Annotated in this window: 21 protein-coding genes and 1 riboswitch; of the genes, 10 read left to right on the top strand and 11 right to left on the bottom strand. The window is 36.9% G+C overall.

The window, feature by feature from the left end; translation table 11 throughout:
* Positions 1–286 precede the first annotated feature (286 nt).
* On the top strand, positions 287–1,435 hold the full coding sequence (locus B3D94_RS07285) for an acyl-CoA dehydrogenase family protein (RefSeq protein WP_069479874.1): 1,149 nt from the start codon (positions 287–289) through the stop codon (positions 1,433–1,435).
* A gap of 40 nt (positions 1,436–1,475) precedes the next feature.
* On the opposite strand, the gene B3D94_RS07280 is transcribed toward B3D94_RS07285, so the two are convergent.
* From B3D94_RS07280 to B3D94_RS07265, 4 genes are all read right to left on the bottom strand, one after another.
* Positions 1,476–3,680: an MFS domain-containing histidine kinase gene (locus B3D94_RS07280; RefSeq protein ID WP_036122707.1), complete on the bottom strand. Its 2,205-nt coding sequence runs from the start codon at positions 3,678–3,680 to the stop codon at positions 1,476–1,478.
* 15 nt (positions 3,681–3,695) lie between these two features.
* Positions 3,696–3,851 carry a hypothetical protein gene (locus B3D94_RS07275; RefSeq protein WP_008176206.1) on the bottom strand — a complete coding sequence of 52 codons (156 nt, stop codon included), beginning with the start codon at positions 3,849–3,851 and terminating at the stop codon, positions 3,696–3,698.
* Positions 3,829–4,521, bottom strand: coding sequence for a response regulator transcription factor (locus B3D94_RS07270; protein WP_012292612.1), 693 nt, complete (start codon positions 4,519–4,521; stop codon positions 3,829–3,831). The genes B3D94_RS07275 and B3D94_RS07270 overlap by 23 nt, the downstream gene beginning before the upstream one ends.
* Positions 4,522–4,597: 76 nt before the next feature.
* Positions 4,598–5,476: a DMT family transporter gene (locus tag B3D94_RS07265; RefSeq protein ID WP_291756120.1), complete on the bottom strand. Its 879-nt coding sequence runs from the start codon at positions 5,474–5,476 to the stop codon at positions 4,598–4,600.
* 145 nt (positions 5,477–5,621) lie between these two features.
* Between B3D94_RS07265 and B3D94_RS07260 the strand changes: the two genes are divergently transcribed.
* Positions 5,622–5,852, top strand: coding sequence for an excisionase (locus B3D94_RS07260; RefSeq protein WP_069479871.1), 231 nt, complete (start codon positions 5,622–5,624; stop codon positions 5,850–5,852).
* 65 nt (positions 5,853–5,917) lie between these two features.
* On the opposite strand, the gene B3D94_RS07255 is transcribed toward B3D94_RS07260, so the two are convergent.
* The 3 genes from B3D94_RS07255 to B3D94_RS07245 all read right to left on the bottom strand — a co-directional run bounded on the left by B3D94_RS07255 (position 5,918) and on the right by B3D94_RS07245 (position 9,393).
* Positions 5,918–6,904 (bottom strand): homoserine dehydrogenase, encoded by a 987-nt coding sequence (locus tag B3D94_RS07255; protein ID WP_291756117.1) that lies wholly within the window; start codon positions 6,902–6,904, stop codon positions 5,918–5,920.
* A gap of 471 nt (positions 6,905–7,375) precedes the next feature.
* Positions 7,376–7,762 carry a hypothetical protein gene (locus B3D94_RS07250; protein WP_291756115.1) on the bottom strand — a complete coding sequence of 129 codons (387 nt, stop codon included), beginning with the start codon at positions 7,760–7,762 and terminating at the stop codon, positions 7,376–7,378.
* 326 nt (positions 7,763–8,088) lie between these two features.
* Complete coding sequence (locus B3D94_RS07245; protein WP_089985945.1) at positions 8,089–9,393, bottom strand: O-acetylhomoserine aminocarboxypropyltransferase/cysteine synthase family protein; 1,305 nt, start codon at positions 9,391–9,393, stop codon at positions 8,089–8,091.
* A 116-nt stretch (positions 9,394–9,509) separates the two neighbouring features.
* Positions 9,510–9,623: riboswitch (SAM riboswitch) on the bottom strand.
* A gap of 155 nt (positions 9,624–9,778) precedes the next feature.
* Between B3D94_RS07245 and B3D94_RS07240 the strand changes: the two genes are divergently transcribed.
* Together B3D94_RS07240 and B3D94_RS07235 are read left to right on the top strand one after the other, a co-directional pair.
* Positions 9,779–10,411, top strand: coding sequence for a glycerol-3-phosphate acyltransferase (locus tag B3D94_RS07240; RefSeq protein WP_069479867.1), 633 nt, complete (start codon positions 9,779–9,781; stop codon positions 10,409–10,411).
* 201 nt (positions 10,412–10,612) lie between these two features.
* On the top strand, positions 10,613–12,094 hold the full coding sequence (locus tag B3D94_RS07235) for a DASS family sodium-coupled anion symporter (RefSeq protein ID WP_291756106.1): 1,482 nt from the start codon (positions 10,613–10,615) through the stop codon (positions 12,092–12,094).
* Positions 12,095–12,175: 81 nt separating this feature from the next.
* Here the strand turns inward: B3D94_RS07235 and B3D94_RS07230 are convergent, their stop codons facing one another.
* Complete coding sequence (locus B3D94_RS07230; protein WP_069479865.1) at positions 12,176–13,696, bottom strand: succinate CoA transferase; 1,521 nt, start codon at positions 13,694–13,696, stop codon at positions 12,176–12,178.
* A 366-nt stretch (positions 13,697–14,062) separates the two neighbouring features.
* Between B3D94_RS07230 and chrR the strand changes: the two genes are divergently transcribed.
* A complete protein-coding gene (chrR, locus tag B3D94_RS07225) occupies positions 14,063–14,794 on the top strand; it encodes a class II chromate reductase ChrR (RefSeq protein ID WP_291756102.1) in 732 nt (243 codons plus the stop codon).
* A gap of 210 nt (positions 14,795–15,004) precedes the next feature.
* Positions 15,005–15,430 (top strand): hypothetical protein, encoded by a 426-nt coding sequence (locus tag B3D94_RS07220; protein WP_069479863.1) that lies wholly within the window; start codon positions 15,005–15,007, stop codon positions 15,428–15,430.
* Between the two features lie 43 nt (positions 15,431–15,473).
* Here the strand turns inward: B3D94_RS07220 and B3D94_RS07215 are convergent, their stop codons facing one another.
* The gene (locus B3D94_RS07215; protein ID WP_069479862.1) at positions 15,474–17,153 is read right to left on the bottom strand and encodes a hypothetical protein; all 1,680 of its coding nucleotides are present in this window, start codon (positions 17,151–17,153) and stop codon (positions 15,474–15,476) included.
* A gap of 207 nt (positions 17,154–17,360) precedes the next feature.
* On the opposite strand from B3D94_RS07215, the gene B3D94_RS07210 reads away from it, so the two are divergent.
* The 3 genes from B3D94_RS07210 to B3D94_RS07200 all read left to right on the top strand — a co-directional run bounded on the left by B3D94_RS07210 (position 17,361) and on the right by B3D94_RS07200 (position 20,383).
* Entirely contained in the window at positions 17,361–18,011 is a 651-nt protein-coding gene (locus B3D94_RS07210; RefSeq protein ID WP_069479861.1) for a lysoplasmalogenase, read from the top strand.
* Between the two features lie 29 nt (positions 18,012–18,040).
* A complete protein-coding gene (gene pepT / locus B3D94_RS07205; RefSeq protein WP_069479860.1) occupies positions 18,041–19,267 on the top strand; it encodes a peptidase T in 1,227 nt (408 codons plus the stop codon).
* Between the two features lie 153 nt (positions 19,268–19,420).
* The gene (locus tag B3D94_RS07200; protein WP_069479859.1) at positions 19,421–20,383 is read left to right on the top strand and encodes a multidrug resistance efflux transporter family protein; all 963 of its coding nucleotides are present in this window, start codon (positions 19,421–19,423) and stop codon (positions 20,381–20,383) included.
* 291 nt (positions 20,384–20,674) lie between these two features.
* Here the strand turns inward: B3D94_RS07200 and B3D94_RS07195 are convergent, their stop codons facing one another.
* Positions 20,675–21,106, bottom strand: a complete 432-nt coding sequence (locus B3D94_RS07195) for a DUF4395 domain-containing protein (RefSeq protein ID WP_069479858.1) — start codon at positions 21,104–21,106, stop codon at positions 20,675–20,677.
* Positions 21,107–21,224: 118 nt separating this feature from the next.
* Between B3D94_RS07195 and B3D94_RS07190 the strand changes: the two genes are divergently transcribed.
* On the top strand, positions 21,225–21,935 hold the full coding sequence (locus tag B3D94_RS07190) for a Fe-S oxidoreductase (protein ID WP_291756093.1): 711 nt from the start codon (positions 21,225–21,227) through the stop codon (positions 21,933–21,935).
* A 59-nt stretch (positions 21,936–21,994) separates the two neighbouring features.
* Here B3D94_RS07190 and B3D94_RS07185 read toward each other — a convergent pair whose 3' ends face one another.
* Entirely contained in the window at positions 21,995–22,675 is a 681-nt protein-coding gene (locus tag B3D94_RS07185) for a benzoate transporter (protein WP_069479856.1), read from the bottom strand.
* Positions 22,676–22,680: the final 5 nt, after the last annotated feature.

The raw sequence follows: 22,680 nt of genomic DNA, 5'->3' as shown, positions 1-22,680 counted from the left end.
TATATATTTAGTTGATTATATCATTTATATGTAACAGTCATATTGGATGAAGTACTTGAATAATCTTCTAAAGAAAATAAGGACTAACTGCTTTAACCACTACATTGTAAGCATAGCTTATTATTTCGTATCATTCTTTTGTTTTACATGACATTTCACTGGACATAAATGACAATTTCGTCATTTTAGTATAAAAAGCTACTATTATTTTCACAAATATTCCAGTAACATAATAGATGATAGAGAAAATTTACGTATTTACGAGCAAAAAGGGGTGCTAATTCAAATGACACGTTATAAATTTGAAACAACAGAGCATGAGTTATTTCGTAAAACTTTTCGTAAGTTTTTAGCAGAAGAAGCCGAGCCACATTATGCGCAATGGGAAAAAGATCATCTTATCCCGCTTACATTTTGGCGAAGACTTGGTGATATGGGCTATCTTTGCCCTCAAGTAGAAGAGCAATATGGTGGACTAGGTCTTGATTTTAGTTTCGGTGTTATTATTCAAGAAGAGCTTGAGCGTATAGGTTCAAGTCTTATTGGGATCGGTCTGCATAATGATATTGTCGTACCTTATATTGAATCCTTCGGTACACATGAACAAAAATCACGGTGGCTGCCAAAATGTATTTCAGGCGACTATATTACAGCGATCGCCATGACTGAGCCAGGTACAGGTTCAGACTTAGCAAATATTCAAACAACAGCTATTCGTGATGGAGACCATTATATTGTAAATGGCCAAAAGACCTTTATTACAAACGGAATTCATACCAACTTAGCGGTTGTCGCCGTGAAAACAAATCCGTCCGCTGAAAAAAAACACCAAGGTATTAGTCTACTTGTCATTGAAGAAGGTACACCAGGCTTTACAAAAGGGCGGAAGCTGGAAAAGGTCGGTATGCATGCTCAAGATACAGCTGAGCTATTTTTTGAAGATTGCCGTGTGCCAACGCAAAACCTACTTGGTGAAGAAGGTAAGGGCTTTGTTTATATGATGGAAAAACTTCAACAAGAGCGCTTAGCTGTGGCAATTGCTGCACAAACAGCAACTGAGGATATGCTTGCCTTAACACTAGACTATGTAAAATCACGCCAAGCGTTTGGCAAGTCCATTGGAGACTTTCAAAATACACAATTTAAAATAGCTGAAATGGCTACTAAAATGGAGCTTGGTAAATCATTTTTGGAATCGTTGATTGAAGAGCATCTTGCAGGAAAAGATGTGGTAACGAAAGTATCCATGGCAAAATACTGGATAACTGAAAATGCCCGTGAGATAGCCACGCAATGCATGCAACTTCATGGTGGCTATGGCTATATGGAGGAATATAAGATTGCACGAAGGTACAGAGACATTCCTGTTATGTCCATCTATGCAGGCACGAATGAAGTCATGAAAGTAATCATCGCCAAGAACTTAGGCTTATAATGAAAAAAGATGGTGGCAATCCTCTGCCACCATCTTCTCCTTAAACTGCTGAAATTCGAACAGTCACTTTAAATAAATCGCCATCCACATCAATTGTCATTCGAGCACCATGCAAATCAACAATGGATTGGGCAATGGCTAATCCAAGTCCAGATCCCTCTGTATGACGTGAAGCATCTGCACGTTTAAAACGTTCAAATAGCTCCTCAGCATCTTCATTAATTTCATACTTCGCTACATTTTTTACCGTTAATTCAGCATCACCATCTGCTGTTCGTTTTAACGTCACATAGACGCGGGTACCCTCTAATGCATATTTCAATACATTAACAATTAAATTATCAATGAGTCTCCACCATTTTTGACCATCCACATAGGCATATATAGGCTCATGAGGCATCGTCATTCGTAAATCTAAACGGGACTGTAATAAATCTTCCTTATGCTCCCCTACTGCCTGCTGAATAAGTTGGGTCAAATCTACACGACTTCGTTGAAGTTCGATATTACCACTAGCCATTTTCGATACTTCAAAGAGATCTTCAATCAATACTTTTAATCGTTCTGATTTTTTATCGAGAATATGAATGTATTGTTGACGTTCTTCCTCTGTAAGATTAGATTTTTTCAAAAGATCCGTATACGTAATAATCGAAGTTAACGGAGTTCGTAAATCATGACTCACATTGGTAATAAGCTCTGTTTTTAATCGTTCACTTTTAGCCTGCTCATGCATAGATGTTCGAACGCCTTCTCGTAAATGATTAAGATTTTCAGCATGACTAGCGAGCGGGGACTTCCCTTTCACTTTCACGTCACGATTCAGTCGCCCATTGGCCATATCTTTCGTATCCTTCATAATACGGTTTAAGTAACCCATTCTTGATAAGAAAACAATCAAGGTTGGAAACCCTACGAACATACATACACCTAGAACAAGTACTGGGAAAGCTCCTCCTCTTAGCATAGAAGCGACAAGGCTACCTCCTCCAAAGAAGGCTGCCCCTAACATGAACAATGCGTGCATCGCTATAGAGCGATTAATAAATAAATCCGTAATCGAATCCCCGAGTGACCATAAATAACTGGATTTCACATTTTGCTCTAACTTTTTCAACGTATCTATTCTTGTATAAAGCCAAATTAATTGAATAAAGAAAGCAATTCCTATAATAATTAACACACCTAATTTAAAGGCGAAATCTAGTATAGAGCGTACATAATTATATTGGAAATTGTAATCGTAAGTGTATTCAATCGATTCAAAAACAATTTGAGATGAAATAAGATACATAAACCCTGTGATCAACACTAAAACAACTTGAAAATCAAATTTCACCTTATTTAAAACGTCTTTTTCCTTCATTCCTCTAACCGTTTGCAGTACATCCTTACGACCTCTCCAAGCAAAAATTGCTGTTATTATGCTAGTGAGCCATATAAAGAAGTAGGTATATTGATTACGGTGAAAACGATTATAATCCTGCATAACACCTAATGATTGAACTGCTTTTTTAGAGATGGTTAAGACACCTGTATATTCAGTTGTTTCATAAAGATTATCGACATCCACATAAGTTTCTGTCCGGTAAAAAATATCCCTTACATTATTACTAATATTCCCCACATACAATGGATTTCGCTCAGAATACTTTATTTTATAGGCACTACTTTCTGAAACATCACCTGCACGGTATGTTTCTCCTGTTTCCGTATTCGTCAACTCATAAGACCAGTAATCATAAGACTTTTTAAAGTTTTTAGCTTCACTCTGTGCTGCTTTTATATATTTATCGATGAGTGCTTCTTCTCCAGCAAGAATCTTCTTTCGTACATGTTCATCGTTTTCAAAATTTGCCGTAATGTCTTTAATTTTATTATCTCGTTCAGTCTCTAACTTTAATTGTAATTCTCCCGCATTGGCATCCATTGCTTCCTGAATTCGCTGTTCATATTGTTGTTTAATATTATCGATTTGCTGTCCTAATGTACCATAATAATTACGATGCTCTTCTATTTGAGACTGCGTAATCTCTATTTTCCCTTTTAAGTCTTCAGCCTTCGGTAAATTTATTACTAACGGCCCAAGTTCTGAAGTAAAATTATCGATTTCATGTTGGAAATTTTCTGATTCGAAATAGGACTTACCAATATACTGATAGCCCACATGCCAAAAAGTAAAGATGCCGAAAATAGTCCAAATGAGACTCATTAACACCAGTAGGGATTTCCATTTTTTTATCATACCTCTAACACTCCTCTAAAAAATTCTTTCTAGTAACTGTAAAACCTCTGAGGAGCGAGAATCGACGATTTGATAAGCATAAACGCCAAAATAAATAAGTCCAACAACACCTGCAATGAATCCTGCAATAGTCATATACTTCTCTATTTTATTTTTCCATTTTATAGCCAACGCCCCATACCACCTTTAGATAGCGTGGGTTTTTTGGGTCCGCTTCAATTTTTTCACGAATTTTTCGAATGTGTACGGCTACAATATTTTCAGCATTGTAGGCTTCCTCATTCCAAACTCGTTCATAAATTTCACGAATCGAAAAAACACGCCCTGCATTTTTCATTAATAATTCTGTAATTTTATATTCTATTGGTGTTAGTCGAACTGGTTCTCCTTCTAATATAATCTCTTTAGCATCTTCATCAAGAATAAGTCCGTCAATTTCTACTTTTGTTGCACCTTCACTATACGTTCCTAGTTGTACATAGCGTCTAAGCTGTGATTTTACTCGTGCTAATAGCTCTAATGGATGGAAGGGCTTTGTTACATAATCATCTGCGCCTACCGATAGTCCATGAATTTTATCGCCATCCTCTGCCTTTGCACTAAGCATAATAATAGGAATATTGCGCTCTGCTCTAATTTTAAATGTCGCAGTAATCCCATCCATATTTGGCATCATTATATCTAAGATTATTAAATGTACTTCATTATTTTCTAGCTTGTCTAATGCTTCTAAGCCATCTGCTGCTTTAATAACATTGTAGCCTTCATTTTTCAAATAAATTTCAATACCATCACGAATATCTTGATCGTCGTCTGTAACAAGAACTGTTAGTTTCGTCATGATAGACACCTCGCTCTCAAATATAAGTGTATCTTTCAAATCTTAAAAACCAGCTAGTAAAAAAATGAAGAATTTCTTAAGGTTTCAGCTTATTATGAAGCCTTCTTTGTCTCCCACCTATCGTTAACACAACAATGCTGCCTAATAGCATTGCTACACCTAGCCAGGACACTCCACTTAATTGTTCTCCAACTAGAAAAACGCCCAGTATTGCGGCTGTTAATGGCTCAGCTAAAGATAGAGTTACAGCTGTTGATGAATTTATATTTTGCAAACCGTTTAAGAACAGTAAATAAGCTACGCTTGTACACATAGTTCCCATAAATAGGATCGTCCATAAATTTTGCACATTTTCTAACCAAGCAAAACCAGTAGACAGTGAAAATGGTAGTAAAAATAAAGTACAAAGCGAAAATGTCATAGCAACTGCTGGTAAAGCATCTTCTTGCGCCATTAATTTCTTACTAATATTTGTATAAAAGGCAAAAGATAACCCTGCACAAAGCGCTAAACCAAAGCCACCCATTTGTACAGCTTCTTCTCCATTATTGATAAACAATAAAAGACAGCCCATGATCGCTATCATTGTAGCTACTCCCCAAATAGCAGACGGCCGTTTTTTCCATATAAGCCATTCCATAATGCCTGAAAATACCGGTGCACTTCCAATGGTCGCGACAGTTCCAATTGCTACACCTGTTAGACGTATTGATGAAAAGAAAAAACCTTGGAAAAGGGCAATACTAGCAGCAGCTAAAATCGTCCATTTCCACGACCAATGTAGAAAATTAATTTTTCTCAAAAAAATTGTAATAGCTAAGAGAAGCCCGCCACCAATGGCAGAACGAATAGTGGCGACTGCAATTGGAGATACATTATTATCTAAAAATGTTTGGGCAGTTCCTGTCATCCCCCATAAAATAGCTGCCAACAATACAAATAATGGATTTAACATATAGACCCCCAACCTTATTCCTTTCAATACTAATCATACATATTTATCCAAAATCAAACAATTATCATTTTTACTTTTTCTTTCACTCCAGTATGCATTCGGTTAAATGGACGTTATAATGAATACAGCTAAAGGAGCGAGTTGTATGTACAAAACAATTGAAGAGACAGCAATTGAACTAGGTATGCATGAAGAACAAATATTACGCCTAGTCTATGAGGGACGCATCCGTTCCGTTTTCGATGGAAATATGATACTCATAAATAGTGGACAATTTAGTACGTATTTTAATCAATTAGAACGTATTAAAGAGGAGATTGAAATATGGAGATCTACCCCTATACCAGAGGATATTGACGTAAAAGACGAGGATTAAAAAGCCCCCCATTCGAACAATAGAACATTGTTGAATGGCGGGTTAACTTTATAAAATAATAATGATTAAATCGTTACAACAAATCCTGCCCTTTTCCCGATAATTTCAGCATAATCTTCTACCATCACACTTGCTGTTGGGTACATTCCAGCACCAGGACCTACTAAGGTTAAAGTGCCAATATAATTTGTTTCTAATGCAACTGCATTGAACACATCATCGACTGGATAAAGTGGATGTTCTTTATCAACCAGTTGTGGTCCAACCTTTGCTACAATTTTCCCATTAGCTAGTTTTTCCACCTCAGCTACATGACGGTAACGTAAACCTTTTTCACATGCCTCATGGACCTGCGAAGCTGAAATACTATCTATGCCAATAACTTCTACATCCGCCCAATCAGGTTGTTCTCCAAATGCTAAGGCACTTAAAATCATTAACTTTTTAAAGGCATCCTGACCAGAAACATCATTATACGGATCTGCCTCAGCGTAGCCTAAACTTTGCGCTTCTTTTAAAGCCGTATCAAATGACCAGCCCTCTGCTCGCATTTTAGTTAAAATATAATTACAAGTACCATTTAAAACACCTTGTATACGGCTAACGTCATTAACAAGTAATATATTTTTCATCGTTTTAATAACAGGTACTCCTCCAGCAGTTGTAGCCTCGAAGCCTACAAAAACACCATTTGCTTTTGCAAGTTCTTGTAACTCTAATCCACGCTTTGCAAACATTACTTTATTGGCAGTAATAACATGAAATTTATGCTCTACCGCTCTCTTTAAATAGCTATATGCAGGCTCTTCATTCACAATTGCTTCAAATATAACTTGCATGCCTGGTTCAGCCAATACATCATCCATGCTTGTAGTCATCAAATGTGCTGTGCCTGGCACACGTTCACGGCTAGCATCTGTTACAAGAATCTTCGCTACTTCCAACTCAATACCTAATTTATTTTTAAGATCTTCTCGCTTTTCATTTAATATATGATAGATCCCTTGACCTACCGTTCCAAATCCTAAAATCGCTGCCTTTATAGTTGCCATTCTTATTATTCCCTCCAACTTACATTCCGCAGTTTCATCAAGCCAAACTCTCCGTGGGGTTGTGCCAAATCATTTGACACCAACCGCAGGTCTTAGCCAACCCTTAATTTTGGATAAATTTTGATATTTAGTACATGTTAGATCATATACAAATTCAAATAATTCGAAATTTAACTTAAAGAAAATTGTAACGCATATATATACTTTACACAAGAAAAATCTTTCTAGGAAGGACATTTGTTTTCCCTAGACGTGCAAAAGAAATCGGTTTCATTCCTTTTACTATACGTTTTTTTAGTTTATCCATAAGATTTGAACAAATATTGACTCTTTACTCTCAAACTTTGATGTCTTTCTTCTATTATATATGTATGTTCAGACACCCATAAACCAGCTAAATAAATAAACTACTATAAAAAAGGCTCATTCCCTGTAGCAGCAGAGAATGAGCCTAAATATATGAGGGATTATTTAGCTCGCTTTTGAAAGCAATTGAAAACGATATTGTGTTAAAGCTTGTTGAACAATACTAATTTCTTCTTCTGTAAAATTTGGTATTGCATACGTACGTTCTACTAATTGAAATGTACCATATTTCAAATAAAATTCTGTTGCTGGAAGCTGTATGTGGCTCACACCATACTTCTCATATGTCTCATAAACTTCCTTAACCATATAGCCATTATCATTTGCGCAAACCTGTTCCTGATACGCTGAATGACCGAAAATTTGCTGCCATTTATGTTCCACTAATGTAAGGATGTGTTGAATGGATTGATTGTTAACAAATACACGACCTTCATTTAGTTCATAAATTAGATAAGATGCAATGTTTTGCGCACTATAGAGATTACCCATTTTAAACACTCCTTTATCATTAGTTTTTTGAAGAGTAGCCACTGGCTATGTAACTACTCTCCTATCTATTCAAAAGTGGGGGAGCACTTATGAAAACATTTACCTTTTCAACAAGGTTTTTCCGTACACTTAACTTAATTCCAAGTATATAACAAGGTTTTATTAAAGTCAATAATACATATGAAATTACTCGGTATTATTTTTTAAAAGGTTCTGATAATTACCGGATGAGACAGTTGGTTAATGTAGCAACGTTTGACGTATACCAAATGAGGCTATTCGAATGAGAAAATACGTAAACGCTACAACATTCGCCTGTCATTCTATTAAGCTTCTACTGTTTGTTCTGTTGTTGCTGTTGCCTGAGTAATAGCCTGCTCTAAATCTGCAATGATGTCCTCCACTGCCTCTAAACCGATTGATAAGCGAATGAGCGATTCGGTTACGCCAGCTTGTATTAGTTCATCTGCGGATAATTGTTGGTGTGTAGTAGATGCTGGATGGATAATTAGCGACTTAGCATCCCCTACATTTGCCACATGTGAAAACAGCTTTACATGATCAATAAGCTTTCGACCTGCTTCACGTCCACCTTTAATGCCAAATGTAAGCACTGAACCGAAGCCATTTTTTAAATACTTTTTCGCCAACTCATGTGTTGGAAAATCTTCTAGGCCATTATAATTTACATATTCCACAGATGGGTGGTTACGTAAATATTCAGCCACAGCTAAAGCATTTTCATTGTGTTTAGGGATACGCAAATGAAGCGTCTCTAAACCTTGTAATAGATTGAAAGCTGCATCTGCACTTAATGTTGGTCCAAAATCACGTAACAACTGTACACGCAGCTTTGTAGCAAAAGCTGCAGAAGCTGTATCGATTCCATAGCGTAAACCATGGTAAGAAGCATCCGGCTCTGTAAAGCCTGGGAATCGCCCACTAGTCCAATCAAACTTACCAGCGTCTACAACAACACCACCTAAAGTTGTCCCATGACCACCTATCCATTTCGTTGCTGAATGAACTACCACATCCGCACCGTAGTCAATTGGTGTAGAACCATAAGGAGAAGCAAATGTACTATCGATAATTAATGGTAAGCTGTTGTCATGTGCAATCTTAGCTACAGCTTCAATATCTAAAACCTTTAAGCTAGGATTACCGTAAACTTCAGCGAAGACAGCTTTTGTTTTATCGGTAATGGCAGCCTTAAAATTCTCTGGGTTTGTTTCATCTACAAAAATCGTTTTAATACCATAGTTTGGTAATGTATTAGCGAATAAATTATACGTACCACCATATAAAGAACTAGCAGCTACAATTTCATCTCCTGCTCCAGCTAGATTTAAAATAGAAAATGCAATAGCTGCTGCACCAGATGAAAGTGCTACTGCTGCTGTTCCACCTTCTAATAAAGCCACACGCTTTTCAAAAACATCCACTGTCGGATTCGTAATTCGCGTGTAAATGTTCCCCGCCTCCTCTAAAGCAAAAAGACGTTGCGCATGAGCAGTGTCTTTAAAAACGAAAGCAGTTGAACGGTAGACAGGAACTGTTCTAGAACCCGTCACAGGGTCTGGCTCTTGACCACCATGTAACAGTAATGTTTCTGGTTTAAAATTTGTCATTGTGTACCTCCATTTGGTTATTTTTTTACGATGGTACCGGAGATGAGGAGGATTTTTCTGTAGAAAACAAAAACCCTCTTCAGCTAAGAAGAGGGTTGCGGTTGCAAGTTTTCCTCCCCTTATCTGCCAGATCCAAGTAAGAATCTGTAGGAATTAGCACCTTAGTAAGTTCATCACCTACTGGTTGCCGGGCATCATAGGGCCTATCCCTCCGCCGCTCTTGATAAGAGTATGAGATTCAATTTCCATCGTTGTTACAAAGTATAAGCATAGAGTTTTTTTCTGTCAACATCTAAATTTTATTTTTTCCGAAACTTCTGTCTGCTCTTTTACGTAGTAAGAACGCATACACTATTTTAGAAAAAAATTTGAAAGGAGTATTTTTATGGTAAAAGCCGTGATCTGTTTTCTAGTTGTCGGCTATTTGATTGGCTGTATTCACGGTTCTAAGGTGGCACAATTTTTATCCGGGGTTGATTTAAAAAAAGCTGGTCATGGCAATGCTGGTGCCTCTAATGCTACGCTTTCACTCGGCTGGAAATATGGCGTTTTAGTAGCTCTTATCGATATTGGCAAAGGCGTCGCAGCCATCGTCGGTGCACATTTTTATTTAGCAGATGCAACACATTTAACAGCAGAACAAACATGGCTCCTCACCTACTTGTTAGCTGCAGGGGTTATTTTGGGGCATAATTTCCCTTTTTATATGGGCTTCAATGGTGGAAAAGGGACTGCCTCTATCATTGGAATTTTACTTGCGGTTGATTGGAAGATTGGTTTATTTGCACTTATTCTTTTTGTTATTTTATCTTTTGCAACGAACTATTTAATTGTTGGGGTATTAGAATTTTACCTCGTTTTTTGTACAGCTACTTATTTATGGATTCCTGGGCTAGGTCCGATTATTATTGCCATTCTACTTTTTGGTATTGCTATTATTTTGCACATTGAAAATATTCAACGTTTAATCAATGGAACCGAGCCTAAAGTTACTGCTGCCTTCAAGAAAAAGAAATAATATTTTTTAGGAGGTATTTGTATTTTTTATGACCACAAATTATCTCTTTAATTACTATTAAAGCTGTAAAACAGACATATTTCGCTTCCTTTCATTCTATACAATAAACGGATGAATTCTTATCTTAAGAAAACATTATATTGACCGATGTTATGGATAATAACTGTCATTTTTATGTAGACGTAGAAGGGATGAGAAAATATGTCTTCACCTAAACAAGCAACAATGAAGCGTAATTTAAAGCCTTTATGGATTGGGTTGGCTTTTGCTTTATTAATTATCATTATTTTTTTACCTAATAACGGTGAGCTACCTGTAGCTGGGCAGCGCGCTTTAGCCATTTTAGCTTTCGCGGTTATCCTGTGGGTAACAGAAGCCGTTTCATATCCTGTTAGCTCTGCAATGATTATTGCACTCGTCACTGTTTTACTAGGACTTGCACCATCCATGGATGACCCAACAACACAACTAGGTACCGCTAGCGCCTTAAAACTATCATTAAGTGGTTTTAGTAATTCTGCCGTGGCCCTAGTAGCAGCGGCTCTTTTTCTAGCAGCAGCCATGCAAATTACCAATTTGCACAAACGACTTGCTCTTTGGATTCTTTCACTTGTAGGAACAAAAACAAAAGCCATTGTTTTCGGTGCTATATTAGTTTCAATTGCCCTTGCATTTTTTGTTCCTTCGGCTACTGCACGTGCTGGCGCAGTAGTCCCTATTCTTCTTGGGATGGTTGCAGCATTCGGTTTACCACGTGATAGTCGACTTGCTGCTTTACTCGTTATTACTTCTGTACAAGCCGTCTCCATTTGGAATATCGGTATTAAAACTGCGGCAGCGCAAAATATGGTTGCTTTAAATTTCATCCAAGAGCAATTTAATGTGAATATTTCATGGGGTGCTTGGTTACTTTATGCTGCCCCATTCTCGATTATTATGTCAGTAGCCTTATTTTTCATTATGATTACGCTTATAAAGCCTGAGACGAGCAATATTGAAGGTGGTAAAGAAGTTATCAAGAGACAGTTGGCTGAGCTTGGACCGTTAAAAGCACCTGAGATTCGATTGATCGTTACATCATTAGTTTTACTATTTTTCTGGGCAACGGAAGGCAAGCTTCATCCATTTGATACAACAACGGTTACAATTATCGCCATTGCTGTACTACTAATGCCTAAAATCGGCGTTTATTCGTGGAAGGAAGTTGAACCTCATATTCCTTGGGGAACAATCATTGTCTTTGCAGTTGGTATTATGCTCGGAACTATTTTACTAAATACAAAAGGTGCAGCATGGTTATCAGATAAAGTTTTTGGTTCACTTGGTCTAGATACTATGCCAATTCTTGCTACGATTGCTATCGTAACATTATTTAATATTCTTATTCATTTAGGTTTCGCTAGTGCAACAAGCTTAGCCTCTGCACTTATACCAGTGTTTATCGTGCTAGCTTCCACATTAACAGCTAATGTTGATCAGGTTGGTTTTGTTATCGTACAACAATTTGTTATTAGCTTTGGTTTCCTATTACCAATTAGTGCACCGCAAAATATGCTTGCCTACGGTACAGGAGCGTTTACAACAAAGGATTTCCTGAAATCAGGTATTCCATTAACGATTCTCGGCTTCCTCCTAATTTTGCTGTTCTCTGCAACTTATTGGAAATGGATTGGCCTACTATAAAGCATTAATCGTTTTAGATAAATTTATACACTAAAAGGCCTTGAGGGAGCAGCTGTCCTTCAAGGCCTTTTTATTAAAACTCTATTTTGATAAAGCTGGATCTTTCATTGTTCCACTTTTTGCGTAATTAACATGCCATGACAGCGCTTTTTCAAGATCATGCGGTGTATGATGTCCACCAGTTGCCTCATTAGCGTCATTAAAGTATTGCCATAGCTGCTCACGATAATCAGGGTGTGCACAATGATCAATAATTAGCCCTACACGTTCTTTCGGAGCAAGCCCACGTAAATCAGCCACTCCCTGCTCTGTTACAATAACATCAACATCATGCTCTGTATGATCCACATGCGATACCATTGGGACAATGCTCGAAATATTGCCACCCTTAGCATAGGATTTAGTCACAAAAATACCTAAGCGCGCATTGCGGGCGAAGTCACCCGATCCCCCGATACCATTCATCATTTTAGTGCCAGAAACATGTGTAGAATTAACATTTCCGTAAATATCAACTTCTAATGCCGTATTCACTGAAATCAAGCCGAGTCGGCGAATAATTTCTGGTTGGTTAGAAATTTCTTGTGGACGCAGTACTAATTTATCCGCATACTTTTCAAAATTTCCATAAACACGGTTTCCTACTTGTTCAGAGAGGGTAATGGAAGTAGCAGAAGCAAAATTCACTTTTCCTGCATCGATTAATTCAAATACTGCATCTTGAAGAACTTCAGAGAATACTTCTAGGTTCTCAAACTCAGAATCTTTAAAACCAAGTAATACTGCGTTCGCCACTGATCCAACCCCAGATTGAATTGGACGCAAGCTTGTTGTTAAACGGCCAACTCTAATCTCTTCGCGCAGGAAATTTAACAGGTGATTAGCCATAATATCTGTTTCCTCATCAGCAGGAAGGATCGTTGATGGTGCATCTAAAATATCAGAAACTACGATACCTTTTACTTTATCTAAATCTAATGGAATACCAAATGTACCAAGACGATCAGACACATGTTGTAAAGGGATTGGGTCACGTTTCCCTTGTTGTGCAGGAACGAAAATATCATGTACACCCTCTAATGCATCAAGTTGTGCTACATTTAATTCAATGATGATTTGATCTGCCTCTTGCACAAAAATCGGAGAGTTACCAACTGAAGTTGTAGGAATTAATAAGCCATCTTCTGTAATAGCAGCCGCTTCAATAATCGCAAAATCAATAGGTCCTATAATGCCTTGGCGAACTAACTCCGCATTATGAGATAAATGTGCATCCACAAATGTGATATCACCACTATTAATTTTATTACGAATACCAGCATCTGCCTGGAAAGGTCCTCGCTTGCGAATAACGCCAGCCTCCGCTAGGTATTGGTCTACCTCAGGACCAAGAGATGCTCCTGTATATATATCTACCTGGAAGCTCTCTTTTTTAGCTTTCTCTACAAGCGCAAGAGGTACAACTTTTACATCCCCAGCACGAGTGAAACCGCTCATCCCTAGTACCATGCCATCCTTAATCCAAGATGCTGCTTCTTCTGCTGTTACAACCTTGCCCCGTAATTGCTCATGACGAAGCTTTTTCGCTAACTTTTCTTCCATTCCTTATTCCTCCATCCCACTTTATTTTTGTTCAACTAGTATTTGGTTCCATTATCTCAGTCATCAAAATTACCTCTGCTTCAAACAAATATGCAGGAGGCTTTATCCTTAATTAAAAGAGCTAAACCCACTCCTCTTCCGCATAAGAATAATCTAATTTTTGGTAGCACAACCAAATAAACAGCCGATTATATAATTTTATACTATTTAGAATATTTAATCTATATCAAATGAAATATTTAACTTTTCGAGATAATTTCTACATTTCCAAACTATTTAAATATAATTATATACCCCTCTTTAATCGATTTTGATTGAAAAGCATGCTATGCTCTTGATATAAAAGTGACAAAGGAGAGTAAAGAAATGGTTAAAGAATTATTACGAAACCATTCTTCAGTAAGAATCTATGATGGAAGCACGATTTCAAAAGAAATTATTGAAGAATTAATCGCAACAGCCCAAATGGCTGCCACGTCACATTTTGTGCAAGCATATAGTGTTATATGGGTAACAGATGCAGGCAAAAAGGAGAAATTAGGATTACTCTCTGGGAATCCCCGTCAGTATGAAACTTCTGGTGGTGCCTTTGTTTTTTGCGTTGATTTCAAACGCCTACAAATGGCAGGTAAGTTAGAGGGAGTAGATATCGTGGCCGATTCAGCCGAAAATGTCCTTGTTGGAGTTGCTGATGTATCATTATTTGCACAAAACTTTGTTATTGCAGCAGAATCAATGGGATATGGCATTTGCTATATTGGAGGAGTGCGCAATAACCCTTCAGAAATAAGTGATTTATTTAATTTACCTGATCACGTTTTCCCGTTGTTCGGTCTAACAATTGGCGTACCTGTTCGTCGTAATGAGGTAAAACCACGATTGCCTGTGTCTGCTGTATTACATGAAAATGAATACAATACCGAAAAGTATGATGAACTTTTACCAGCATATAATGAGACAATGGAAGCGTATTATAATAGTCGATCATCTAACAGAAAAATCGATAATTGGACAAAGCAAATGGCTGATTTTTTAATTGAGCAACGTCGTCCTCATATAAAAGAGTTTTTAGCTACTAAAGGATTTAACTGGAAATAAATAACTTCTTCTAAAATGGGGTTACTATCGGATGATAATAACCCCATTTTTTTCATAATTTCGTTACCTGTTTGTATTAACTCTAGTCATTATGTCTCGATATATCTATTAAGTACAATAATAAATTAAACGAAAAGACTCTTCCATTTTCAAACAATTCCATTCATATTAATAAATGATTACGTATTTACGAAAGGAGTTATACAAGCAATGTCCTATATCAATAAACATCTTGCTCGTACCTTAGAACAACAACATAAGAGAAGTGTAAGAGGTTTATTTTTAAAAATTGAAGAACTAAATGCTGCTTGCACTCAACTACGAAAACGACTTGAGCCTGAAACAGATATAGCCGTTTATAAATATGCGATAGATTATGTCAATCAATTTGTTGCCCATACCTCTATCCTCAATTTAAAATTTATTACTAATACTCAAAATTTAGAAGTGTTAGTATTACATGCTCTTCTACTATCCTATATTTTAGAAAATGAGGACAACCAGTCTTTTGCCTACGAGGAAAAATTGCTAAAAGGATACTTACAAGATACTTTCACATTAAACGATCATGCCAAAACACTCTTTATAAACCATAGAGAAAAAATGCTTACCTTTATTCAAAACGAAGGAACATAAAAAAGACGATCTTGAAATACGAACAAGATCGTCTTTTACTTTTTTATTGTAAGCCTTTAATAATTAAAGAACGGACTGGCAGGAATTGCTCCCCTGTTTCACCATATTTGATTATTACCTCGTCACCTTCTTGTAAATAAATAGCTAAAGGTTCTGTTTCGGCACTTACTAAGTAATTTTCACCATTGCTTAATAAGAAAGAAATCGTCGTAAAATCACCAAGTCGTTCCTTGTAAACTCGGACAACTTTTCCGCTAGCCTGTTTTTCTTCTGCATTAGAACTACCATCTACCGTATTTCCTCCACGACTTAAAGCAGTTTTATATAGCTTCAGTGCTTCTCTTGGAGTGGTAGCGTAAACAGAAATTTCAGGATTGGCTGCTGAAACAATGAAATAGTTTTGTAAAAATCCATTTGAATCAAGCACCGCTGTCAGCCAGCTAGCTTCTCCATAAAAATTATATAATACAGGCATTTCACCAGCCCATTTTTTCTCAATAAATTTCTTTTCGATAATTTGCAAATTCCCCTGTGAGTCCATATAGCTTGAATCTAGATTACCTGTGTAATAGGTTGCTTCCCCTGTTCTTGCATTGGTTAAGGAGTAACCTAACATGGAATCTACGCCTTCTTTAGGACTTGTAAAATCGGTGAAGTAATACATATCGCCTTTTTCATCAAAAATAGGACTAACATTCGATTCTGTACCTTCGTCCGAAGGAATTTTTACATCTTTTTTACCAAACATACTGTTCCAAAAACCATGAACATAATTACCAAAATAACTGTTCTGTAAGCTTACAGTCTCTGGTGAAACTGCACCATCAATAAATTCAGGTATAGCATCTAGCTTAACCACTTCTGACTTCCCTGTAAGTGCATCGACCAAGACAATACCTTTTACATCAAAGCCATTACGCCCAGAAATAAATTCACCATATGAGCGAATGTAATAAGGCTTCCCTTCATCATCTACTTCAAGTTGTACATCTCCGTAGAATATAAGGAATGGATGTTGTAAACGAATATGGCGTTCTAAATTGGTATTTAAATAGGCTGAGGGAACATACTTCATTTCCTCTTTTACAAATTTAGGATTATCTGCAGAATCTGTAGCACTCATAATAAAGTAACCAGGTGTCGTATCACCATTCATCCATTTAAAGAATCCCGAAAATTCAACTGGAGCGATATAAACATATTCACCTTTTACTTTTTGAATTTGTAAACGACCTAATTCATAATAGCTTGTATTCGGTACTTGCCCGAATGCCTTTTTCATTTTATTACGAGCAAATTTTGGTGGAACACTGGCAGGTGTCTGCGTCTCATCAAAAGGCTTTAGCTCCACTTCTTCCTTCATTTCTGAAGACTTAAATTTCTCATCCGCGTTCCATAATGGTGCTGATAGAACATAGACTGCAACACCTAGGCTTGCTAAAAATAAAATACCTTTTATTTTTCGTTCAATGCCACTTGCTAGCATTGCACCAATTAACGTTAATAAAATAATAACTGGCCAGAAAACAAGCCAATTGACGTCAATTTTTGTTACATACAAAGTGACTCCCGTTGCTAAAAACCCTAGCACAAAGACACCAATAAAAAAGTATCCAATCACCTTTCTAGATTTTCCATCTTCTCGCTTCTTAGTAATAAGCGGTGTTACTAACACACTCGCGATTAATGCAATGACTGCAGAAGCTATTAGTAGCTTAGTCATTTGGTTCATCCTCTCTTAAAGCTTTCTGTCTTCTTATTTACGGTTACATACTAAAAAAGTTTCATACATAAAGTATATTAAATTACATGTCGGCGTTATTATGTTCAGATTGTTATACACTATCAGATAAAAAATGTTTTGCTGCATAGTTAAATAAAGGAATTCTATCATAAAGAAAGAATTTCAATAGAAAAGGAGCTGAAAATATTGTTTAAAAAATTATTAATTGTTTTCATTATTTTATTTGGGTTGTATTATATTTTTCTTTTTTCTCATATTCCAGAAAGCTTACAATTAATCTTTAAGGTCATCCCGATGTTGTTGATGATTATTTTAGCGGCCATTCAGAAACCAGTACATATAAAAAAATATCAACTATTGATTATCATAGGTCTAGTATTTTGTATGATTGGTGACTATACATTGCAATGGTTTTTAATTGGGCTAACTAGTTTTCTAATCGGCCATATCTTTTATATTTTTGCCTTCTCATCTGCAAATGAGCGACCAGTACCAATATGGGCAAAAATAATCTTATTACTGTATGGAGCAGGAATGGCCATTTGGATAGCAGGATCGGTTTTCAAAACTGGTGAAACGATTCTAGCTATTGCAGTGATCGCCTATATTGCAGTCATATTAACGATGGGATGGACAGCAATTAAAACTGGCTCTAGATTCGCAACAATAGGTGCTTTGTTGTTTATTGCTTCAGATTCCTATTTATCTATTAATAAATTTGTAATGCCATTAGCTTTTTCACATGAAGTCATTATGCTGACTTATTATAGTGCCCAATTACTCATAGCTTTAAGTATTCTTCAATATTCCGAAATCCGAAGTAAAGTGTTACAATAAGTACACATACACATTAGGGGGCCATACTTATGAAAGAACAAGTAATTGAGCGATTAATACGTTATGCAAAAATTGATACACAATCAGACTTCACAAGCGAAACGACTCCTTCTACACCAAAACAATTTGATCTGTTACATGTTTTGAAAGATGAACTAGCTACTATAGGCTTAACAGACATTACATTAGATGAAAATGGCTATTTATTTGCGACACTAGAAGCAAATACAGATAAAGACATTCCAACTATCGGCTTTTTAGCACATGTGGACACAACTACGGATTTTACGGGAACAAATGTTAACCCGCAGCGCTTAGATAATTATGATGGTGGAGATATTCAGCTAAATGAAAACTTAGTGATGTCACCAACTGATTTCCCTGAGCTTCAAAATTACATTGGTCAAACACTTATTACGACAGATGGCACGACATTGTTAGGAGCAGATGATAAGGCTGGTATTGCTGAAATTATAACAGCTATGGAATACCTTATCCAAAACCCAAGTATTAAGCATGGTAAATTACGCGTAGCGTTTACACCTGATGAGGAAATCGGACGTGGCCCACATAAATTTGATGTGGCTGCATTTGGAGCAGACTATGCCTATACTATGGATGGCGGACCATTAGGTGAGCTACAATACGAAAGCTTCAATGCTGCTGGCGTAAAGGTAGTGACAAAAGGAACAAGCGTCCATCCTGGATCTGCAAAAAATAAGATGGTTAACGCCATCACAATGGCTATTGCCTTTCAAAATGAAATGCCGGGAGAGGCGGTTCCTGAAAAGACTGAAGGTTATGAAGGTTTCATTCATTTAATGGGCTTTAAAGGGGCTATCGAGCATGCAGAGCTATCATATATCGTTCGTGACCATGATCGTCAAAAATTCGAAGAGAAAAAACAGTTAATGCAAGATGCTGCAGCCAAAATTCAAGCGCAATTTGGTGAGAATGCTTTAAGCATTACTATTGAAGATCAATACTATAATATGGGCGAAAAAATCGAACCTGTAAAAGAAATCGTGGACATCGCTCGTGAGGCTATGGAAAAATTAGATATTACACCAATTACCCTACCTATACGTGGTGGTACTGACGGCTCACAATTATCTTATATGGGCTTACCAACACCAAACATTTTTGCTGGGGGCGAAAATATGCATGGTAAATTTGAATATGTATCTGCTGAAACAATGGAAAAGGCAACACAAGTCATCATTGAAATCGTTCAGCTATTTGAACAACGTGCATAATAGTTTACCTAGTGCCAAAGTAGTTTTTTAAGTGGACTTGAAATATAACGGAGAAAGGTTTTTTCCTTTCTTCGTCATTTTTTCTATACTAATTACTGAATATTCTAATTACATAAAGAATTTGAGTAATGAACTCAAATTGAGGTGATCATTATGAAAGAAATTGCTATAGGCATAGTAGCTTCCCTTTTTTTTGCTGTAACATTTATTTTAAATCATGCCATGGAAATGCAAGGTGGTAGCTGGCTATGGAGCGCATCATTACGCTATTTTTTCATGCTACCTTTTTTACTTATCGTTGTGTTTTATCGCAGAGGTTTTTCTCAATTATCTAATGAGATAAAAGCACAGCCTACAGCTTGGCTTCTTTGGAGCTTTGTAGGATTTGTCTTATTCTATGCACCGTTAACCTATGCCGCTGCATTTGGCCCAGGCTGGTTGGTTTCTGGCACTTGGCAATTTACCATTGTTGCTGGCGTATTATTAGCTCCACTCTTTATGACAGTTATCGCTGGTAAAAAGGTACGTCAAAAAATACCCTTCATTTCTCTTCTAATCTCTTGTGTCATATTAGTAGGTATTTTACTAATCCAAATACCTCAGGCACAATCGGTTTCATTTAAAAGTTTAATGCTGGGGATTTTGCCTGTCATCGTCGCTGCATTTGCTTACCCTCTCGGCAATCGTAAAATGATGGACGTCTGTGGAGGGCGTATCGATACCTTCCAACGTGTTCTTGGTATGACAATCGCCTCAATGCCAGCATGGATTATCATGGCTATTTATGCCCTGTTCACAGTCGGTCTACCTTCAACAGGCCAGTTATTCCAATCATTACTTGTTGGGATTAGTTCAGGTGTTATTGCAACTATTTTATTTTTCATTGCAACAGATCGTGTAAGAGACCATCAGGGCAAACTAGCAGCGGTTGAAGCTACACAGTCAACAGAAATTCTTTTTGTCATTATTGGTGAGGTAATATTATTAGGTATTCCATTCCCTAACTCGATTGCCCTAGCAGGTCTAGGCGTCATTATTGTCGGAATGCTACTGCACAGTTATTACACAATGATTCTTGGGAGAAAAAGTACTGCCCAACAAACGCCTTCTTCCTAACAGCCCGTTTGATGGGCTGTTTTTTTCTTGGGTGTATTAAAATTGAAACGTCTGCCCTACAGATAGATTCAAAAAAAGACGACTCCATTCTATAATAGAAAGAGTCGTCTGAGATTTTCACGTTCCCAAAAAATGAGGGGGGTTTTAGGAGCGTAATCATGAACTAGCAAACTTCTGGAGAAAAGTAGCTAAAGTTCATCCTCTCTACACTGTATTGTAGTGGAGGAATAATCTTTATACGATAATGATAATCATTATCAATTAAATTGTCAACAATAATCTAATAATTTTTTAAAAAGATTTTTTTAACGAACGGCGGTACTGCCATTGCTTCAGTTGAAAATGTAAAAAACAGCCTACACAGAAACCTGCTATAGCAATGGAAGAAGCTATTGCTACCATTGCCGTAAAGATATGACCCACTACCTGCCAATTTAATAGATAGCCTAACAAGCCACCCGTTAAACAAAAGCTAGCTATACTCGCATTAAATTTTTGTTGCTGTGCATCCTCTGGTATATAGGTAGATGGAGCTTTTTTGAGAAACAACCTCCCAAACCGAATAATGGGGTTATAGTTAAAGAAGACACCCAATAAATTTGCAACCAATGGTATAGCTAAAATCCATATGATTCCTGTTATCCATGTGGCAATCACACTTAATAGTATCGTCCATTGGTTAAGTCGTACAAGTGGTCTTGGAATTGCATGAGGCAATGACACTACAAAACCTACCTTTCTTATATGTTTAATATATTTTACTATATGACATTCCATTTGTGAAGCAAAAATGATTACTTTATAATTGAATTACGAAAGCTCTTAAGAAAAGGGGATCATCATGCCAGCTTTAACGATGGATCAAGTTCAACAATTAAACTCCTATAGTATTTATACAACGGAACCAAAGCGAACGTTATTTACTTTAGCTGATATACATAAAGACTTTTACCATCCTGATTTTTTAAATCTCATGATGGGTATCACGGACGCCGCTACGGAAACTGCCGCGATTTCTCACTTCGCACGCCGATATGGAATGTTTTTTGCTATGCAGCTTTATATGCTCTCCGCTTATGATGAGGTGTGGGATGGAAAGCCGATTGAATTACGCTTCGATGCTGCCAAGGAATTCAACAGCTTTACAGTCGCTATGTTTGTTAATCCAAATGATTGGCGCTATGTTGAGGAGGATGAACGTCAGACGGTCATTGAAAAAATCCTATACGATGGGCATGTGATTGTTCAACAACTTCGAAAAGTGACTTCAATCTCCCCTCTTACTATATGGGAAAATTTCTTTGGCTATTTACTATGGCATTATCATATTTTACTGTCGAACCCCGGCTTAGCCGATCAAGCTATGGACGATATAGAGATATTGGAGGACCCTAAAACATGGGCACGCTTCTCTAATAAATCTTGGTGGGCACAATATACAGGTGGTATAAGTCCAACAAATTTAGTAAATGTCCCTGTCCGTAAATCTTGTTGTTTTTCGAAAGATATACCGGGATTAATGGCTTGTGGATTTTGTCCAATGAAGAAATAATAGCAAGACAAAAAAGCCTTACCCTCCACAAATACATGTGAAAGCTAAGGCTTTTTATGTTATTTTTCGTATACTACAAACCAATCATTATTTTCCTCATACATAGATGTACCAAGAAAGCCTTGCTTCAAAAGTTGCTGTTGCGCCGCTGTATCTCCCATGTTGATCACTTGTTTTTCTGTCAATAAAGGGAGCTCTCGACGTAAATCCTTAAAGAATATATAACGTAGTTTGTCTACATATTTGATTTTTAGTCCTTTAATAACGAGGTCTTGGGAGAACTTATCCTTTAAGCTCGGAATATTAAATGGCTTGACTGTTGAACATACGTAATCGTATTTTTCCACATCGATGTTACTCATCACTACTGTCGCTAATGTTTTTTGTAAGCCATACCCTCGGTACTTTGGTGAAACATTAGAAATCTCCTGATATAAAACTCGATTAAATTCGATTTCAGGAATTCCACAATCATACCCAAGATGTTCCTCATCAATAGGAGGATTTAATAGGGCACGGAAGGCAATCAATTTCTCACCTGCATAGGCGCCTATCATCATACCTTGTCCATTTAGAATATATTCGAATTCCTCGGTGCTCAATGGCTGTAAGATGGTTTTATCAGCTAAAGCTTCATAAACCTCAACCTGCAAGTCTTCGATTTGTTGTAAATGCTGAGTTGTTAACTCAGTGACAAAAAATGGAGCCTCCCCTAGCATACCTTCATATATTTTTTCCATGTTTC

The organism is Lysinibacillus sp. UBA5990 (genome assembly GCF_002429815.1).
Lineage (GTDB): Bacteria > Bacillota > Bacilli > Bacillales_A > Planococcaceae > Lysinibacillus > Lysinibacillus fusiformis.
Note: the sequence above shows the minus strand (reverse complement) of the source record. Positions and strands in the feature narration are given on the sequence as shown.

What these genes read in the sequence shown, in the direction of transcription:
- B3D94_RS07285 (WP_069479874.1), top strand. Translation starts at nt 287, where the DNA reads ATGACACGTTATAAATTTGAAACAACAGAGCATGAGTTATTTCGTAAA.
- B3D94_RS07280 (WP_036122707.1), bottom strand. Translation starts at nt 3,680, where the DNA reads ATGATAAAAAAATGGAAATCCCTACTGGTGTTAATGAGTCTCATTTGG.
- B3D94_RS07270 (WP_012292612.1), bottom strand. Translation starts at nt 4,521, where the DNA reads ATGACGAAACTAACAGTTCTTGTTACAGACGACGATCAAGATATTCGT.
- B3D94_RS07265 (WP_291756120.1), bottom strand. Translation starts at nt 5,476, where the DNA reads ATGTTAAATCCATTATTTGTATTGTTGGCAGCTATTTTATGGGGGATG.
- B3D94_RS07260 (WP_069479871.1), top strand. Translation starts at nt 5,622, where the DNA reads ATGTACAAAACAATTGAAGAGACAGCAATTGAACTAGGTATGCATGAA.
- B3D94_RS07255 (WP_291756117.1), bottom strand. Translation starts at nt 6,904, where the DNA reads ATGGCAACTATAAAGGCAGCGATTTTAGGATTTGGAACGGTAGGTCAA.
- B3D94_RS07250 (WP_291756115.1), bottom strand. Translation starts at nt 7,762, where the DNA reads ATGGGTAATCTCTATAGTGCGCAAAACATTGCATCTTATCTAATTTAT.
- B3D94_RS07245 (WP_089985945.1), bottom strand. Translation starts at nt 9,393, where the DNA reads ATGACAAATTTTAAACCAGAAACATTACTGTTACATGGTGGTCAAGAG.
- B3D94_RS07240 (WP_069479867.1), top strand. Translation starts at nt 9,779, where the DNA reads ATGGTAAAAGCCGTGATCTGTTTTCTAGTTGTCGGCTATTTGATTGGC.
- B3D94_RS07235 (WP_291756106.1), top strand. Translation starts at nt 10,613, where the DNA reads ATGTCTTCACCTAAACAAGCAACAATGAAGCGTAATTTAAAGCCTTTA.
- B3D94_RS07230 (WP_069479865.1), bottom strand. Translation starts at nt 13,696, where the DNA reads ATGGAAGAAAAGTTAGCGAAAAAGCTTCGTCATGAGCAATTACGGGGC.
- chrR (WP_291756102.1), top strand. Translation starts at nt 14,063, where the DNA reads ATGGTTAAAGAATTATTACGAAACCATTCTTCAGTAAGAATCTATGAT.
- B3D94_RS07220 (WP_069479863.1), top strand. Translation starts at nt 15,005, where the DNA reads ATGTCCTATATCAATAAACATCTTGCTCGTACCTTAGAACAACAACAT.
- B3D94_RS07215 (WP_069479862.1), bottom strand. Translation starts at nt 17,153, where the DNA reads ATGACTAAGCTACTAATAGCTTCTGCAGTCATTGCATTAATCGCGAGT.
- pepT (WP_069479860.1), top strand. Translation starts at nt 18,041, where the DNA reads ATGAAAGAACAAGTAATTGAGCGATTAATACGTTATGCAAAAATTGAT.
- B3D94_RS07200 (WP_069479859.1), top strand. Translation starts at nt 19,421, where the DNA reads ATGAAAGAAATTGCTATAGGCATAGTAGCTTCCCTTTTTTTTGCTGTA.
- B3D94_RS07190 (WP_291756093.1), top strand. Translation starts at nt 21,225, where the DNA reads ATGCCAGCTTTAACGATGGATCAAGTTCAACAATTAAACTCCTATAGT.
- B3D94_RS07185 (WP_069479856.1), bottom strand. Translation starts at nt 22,675, where the DNA reads ATGGAAAAAATATATGAAGGTATGCTAGGGGAGGCTCCATTTTTTGTC.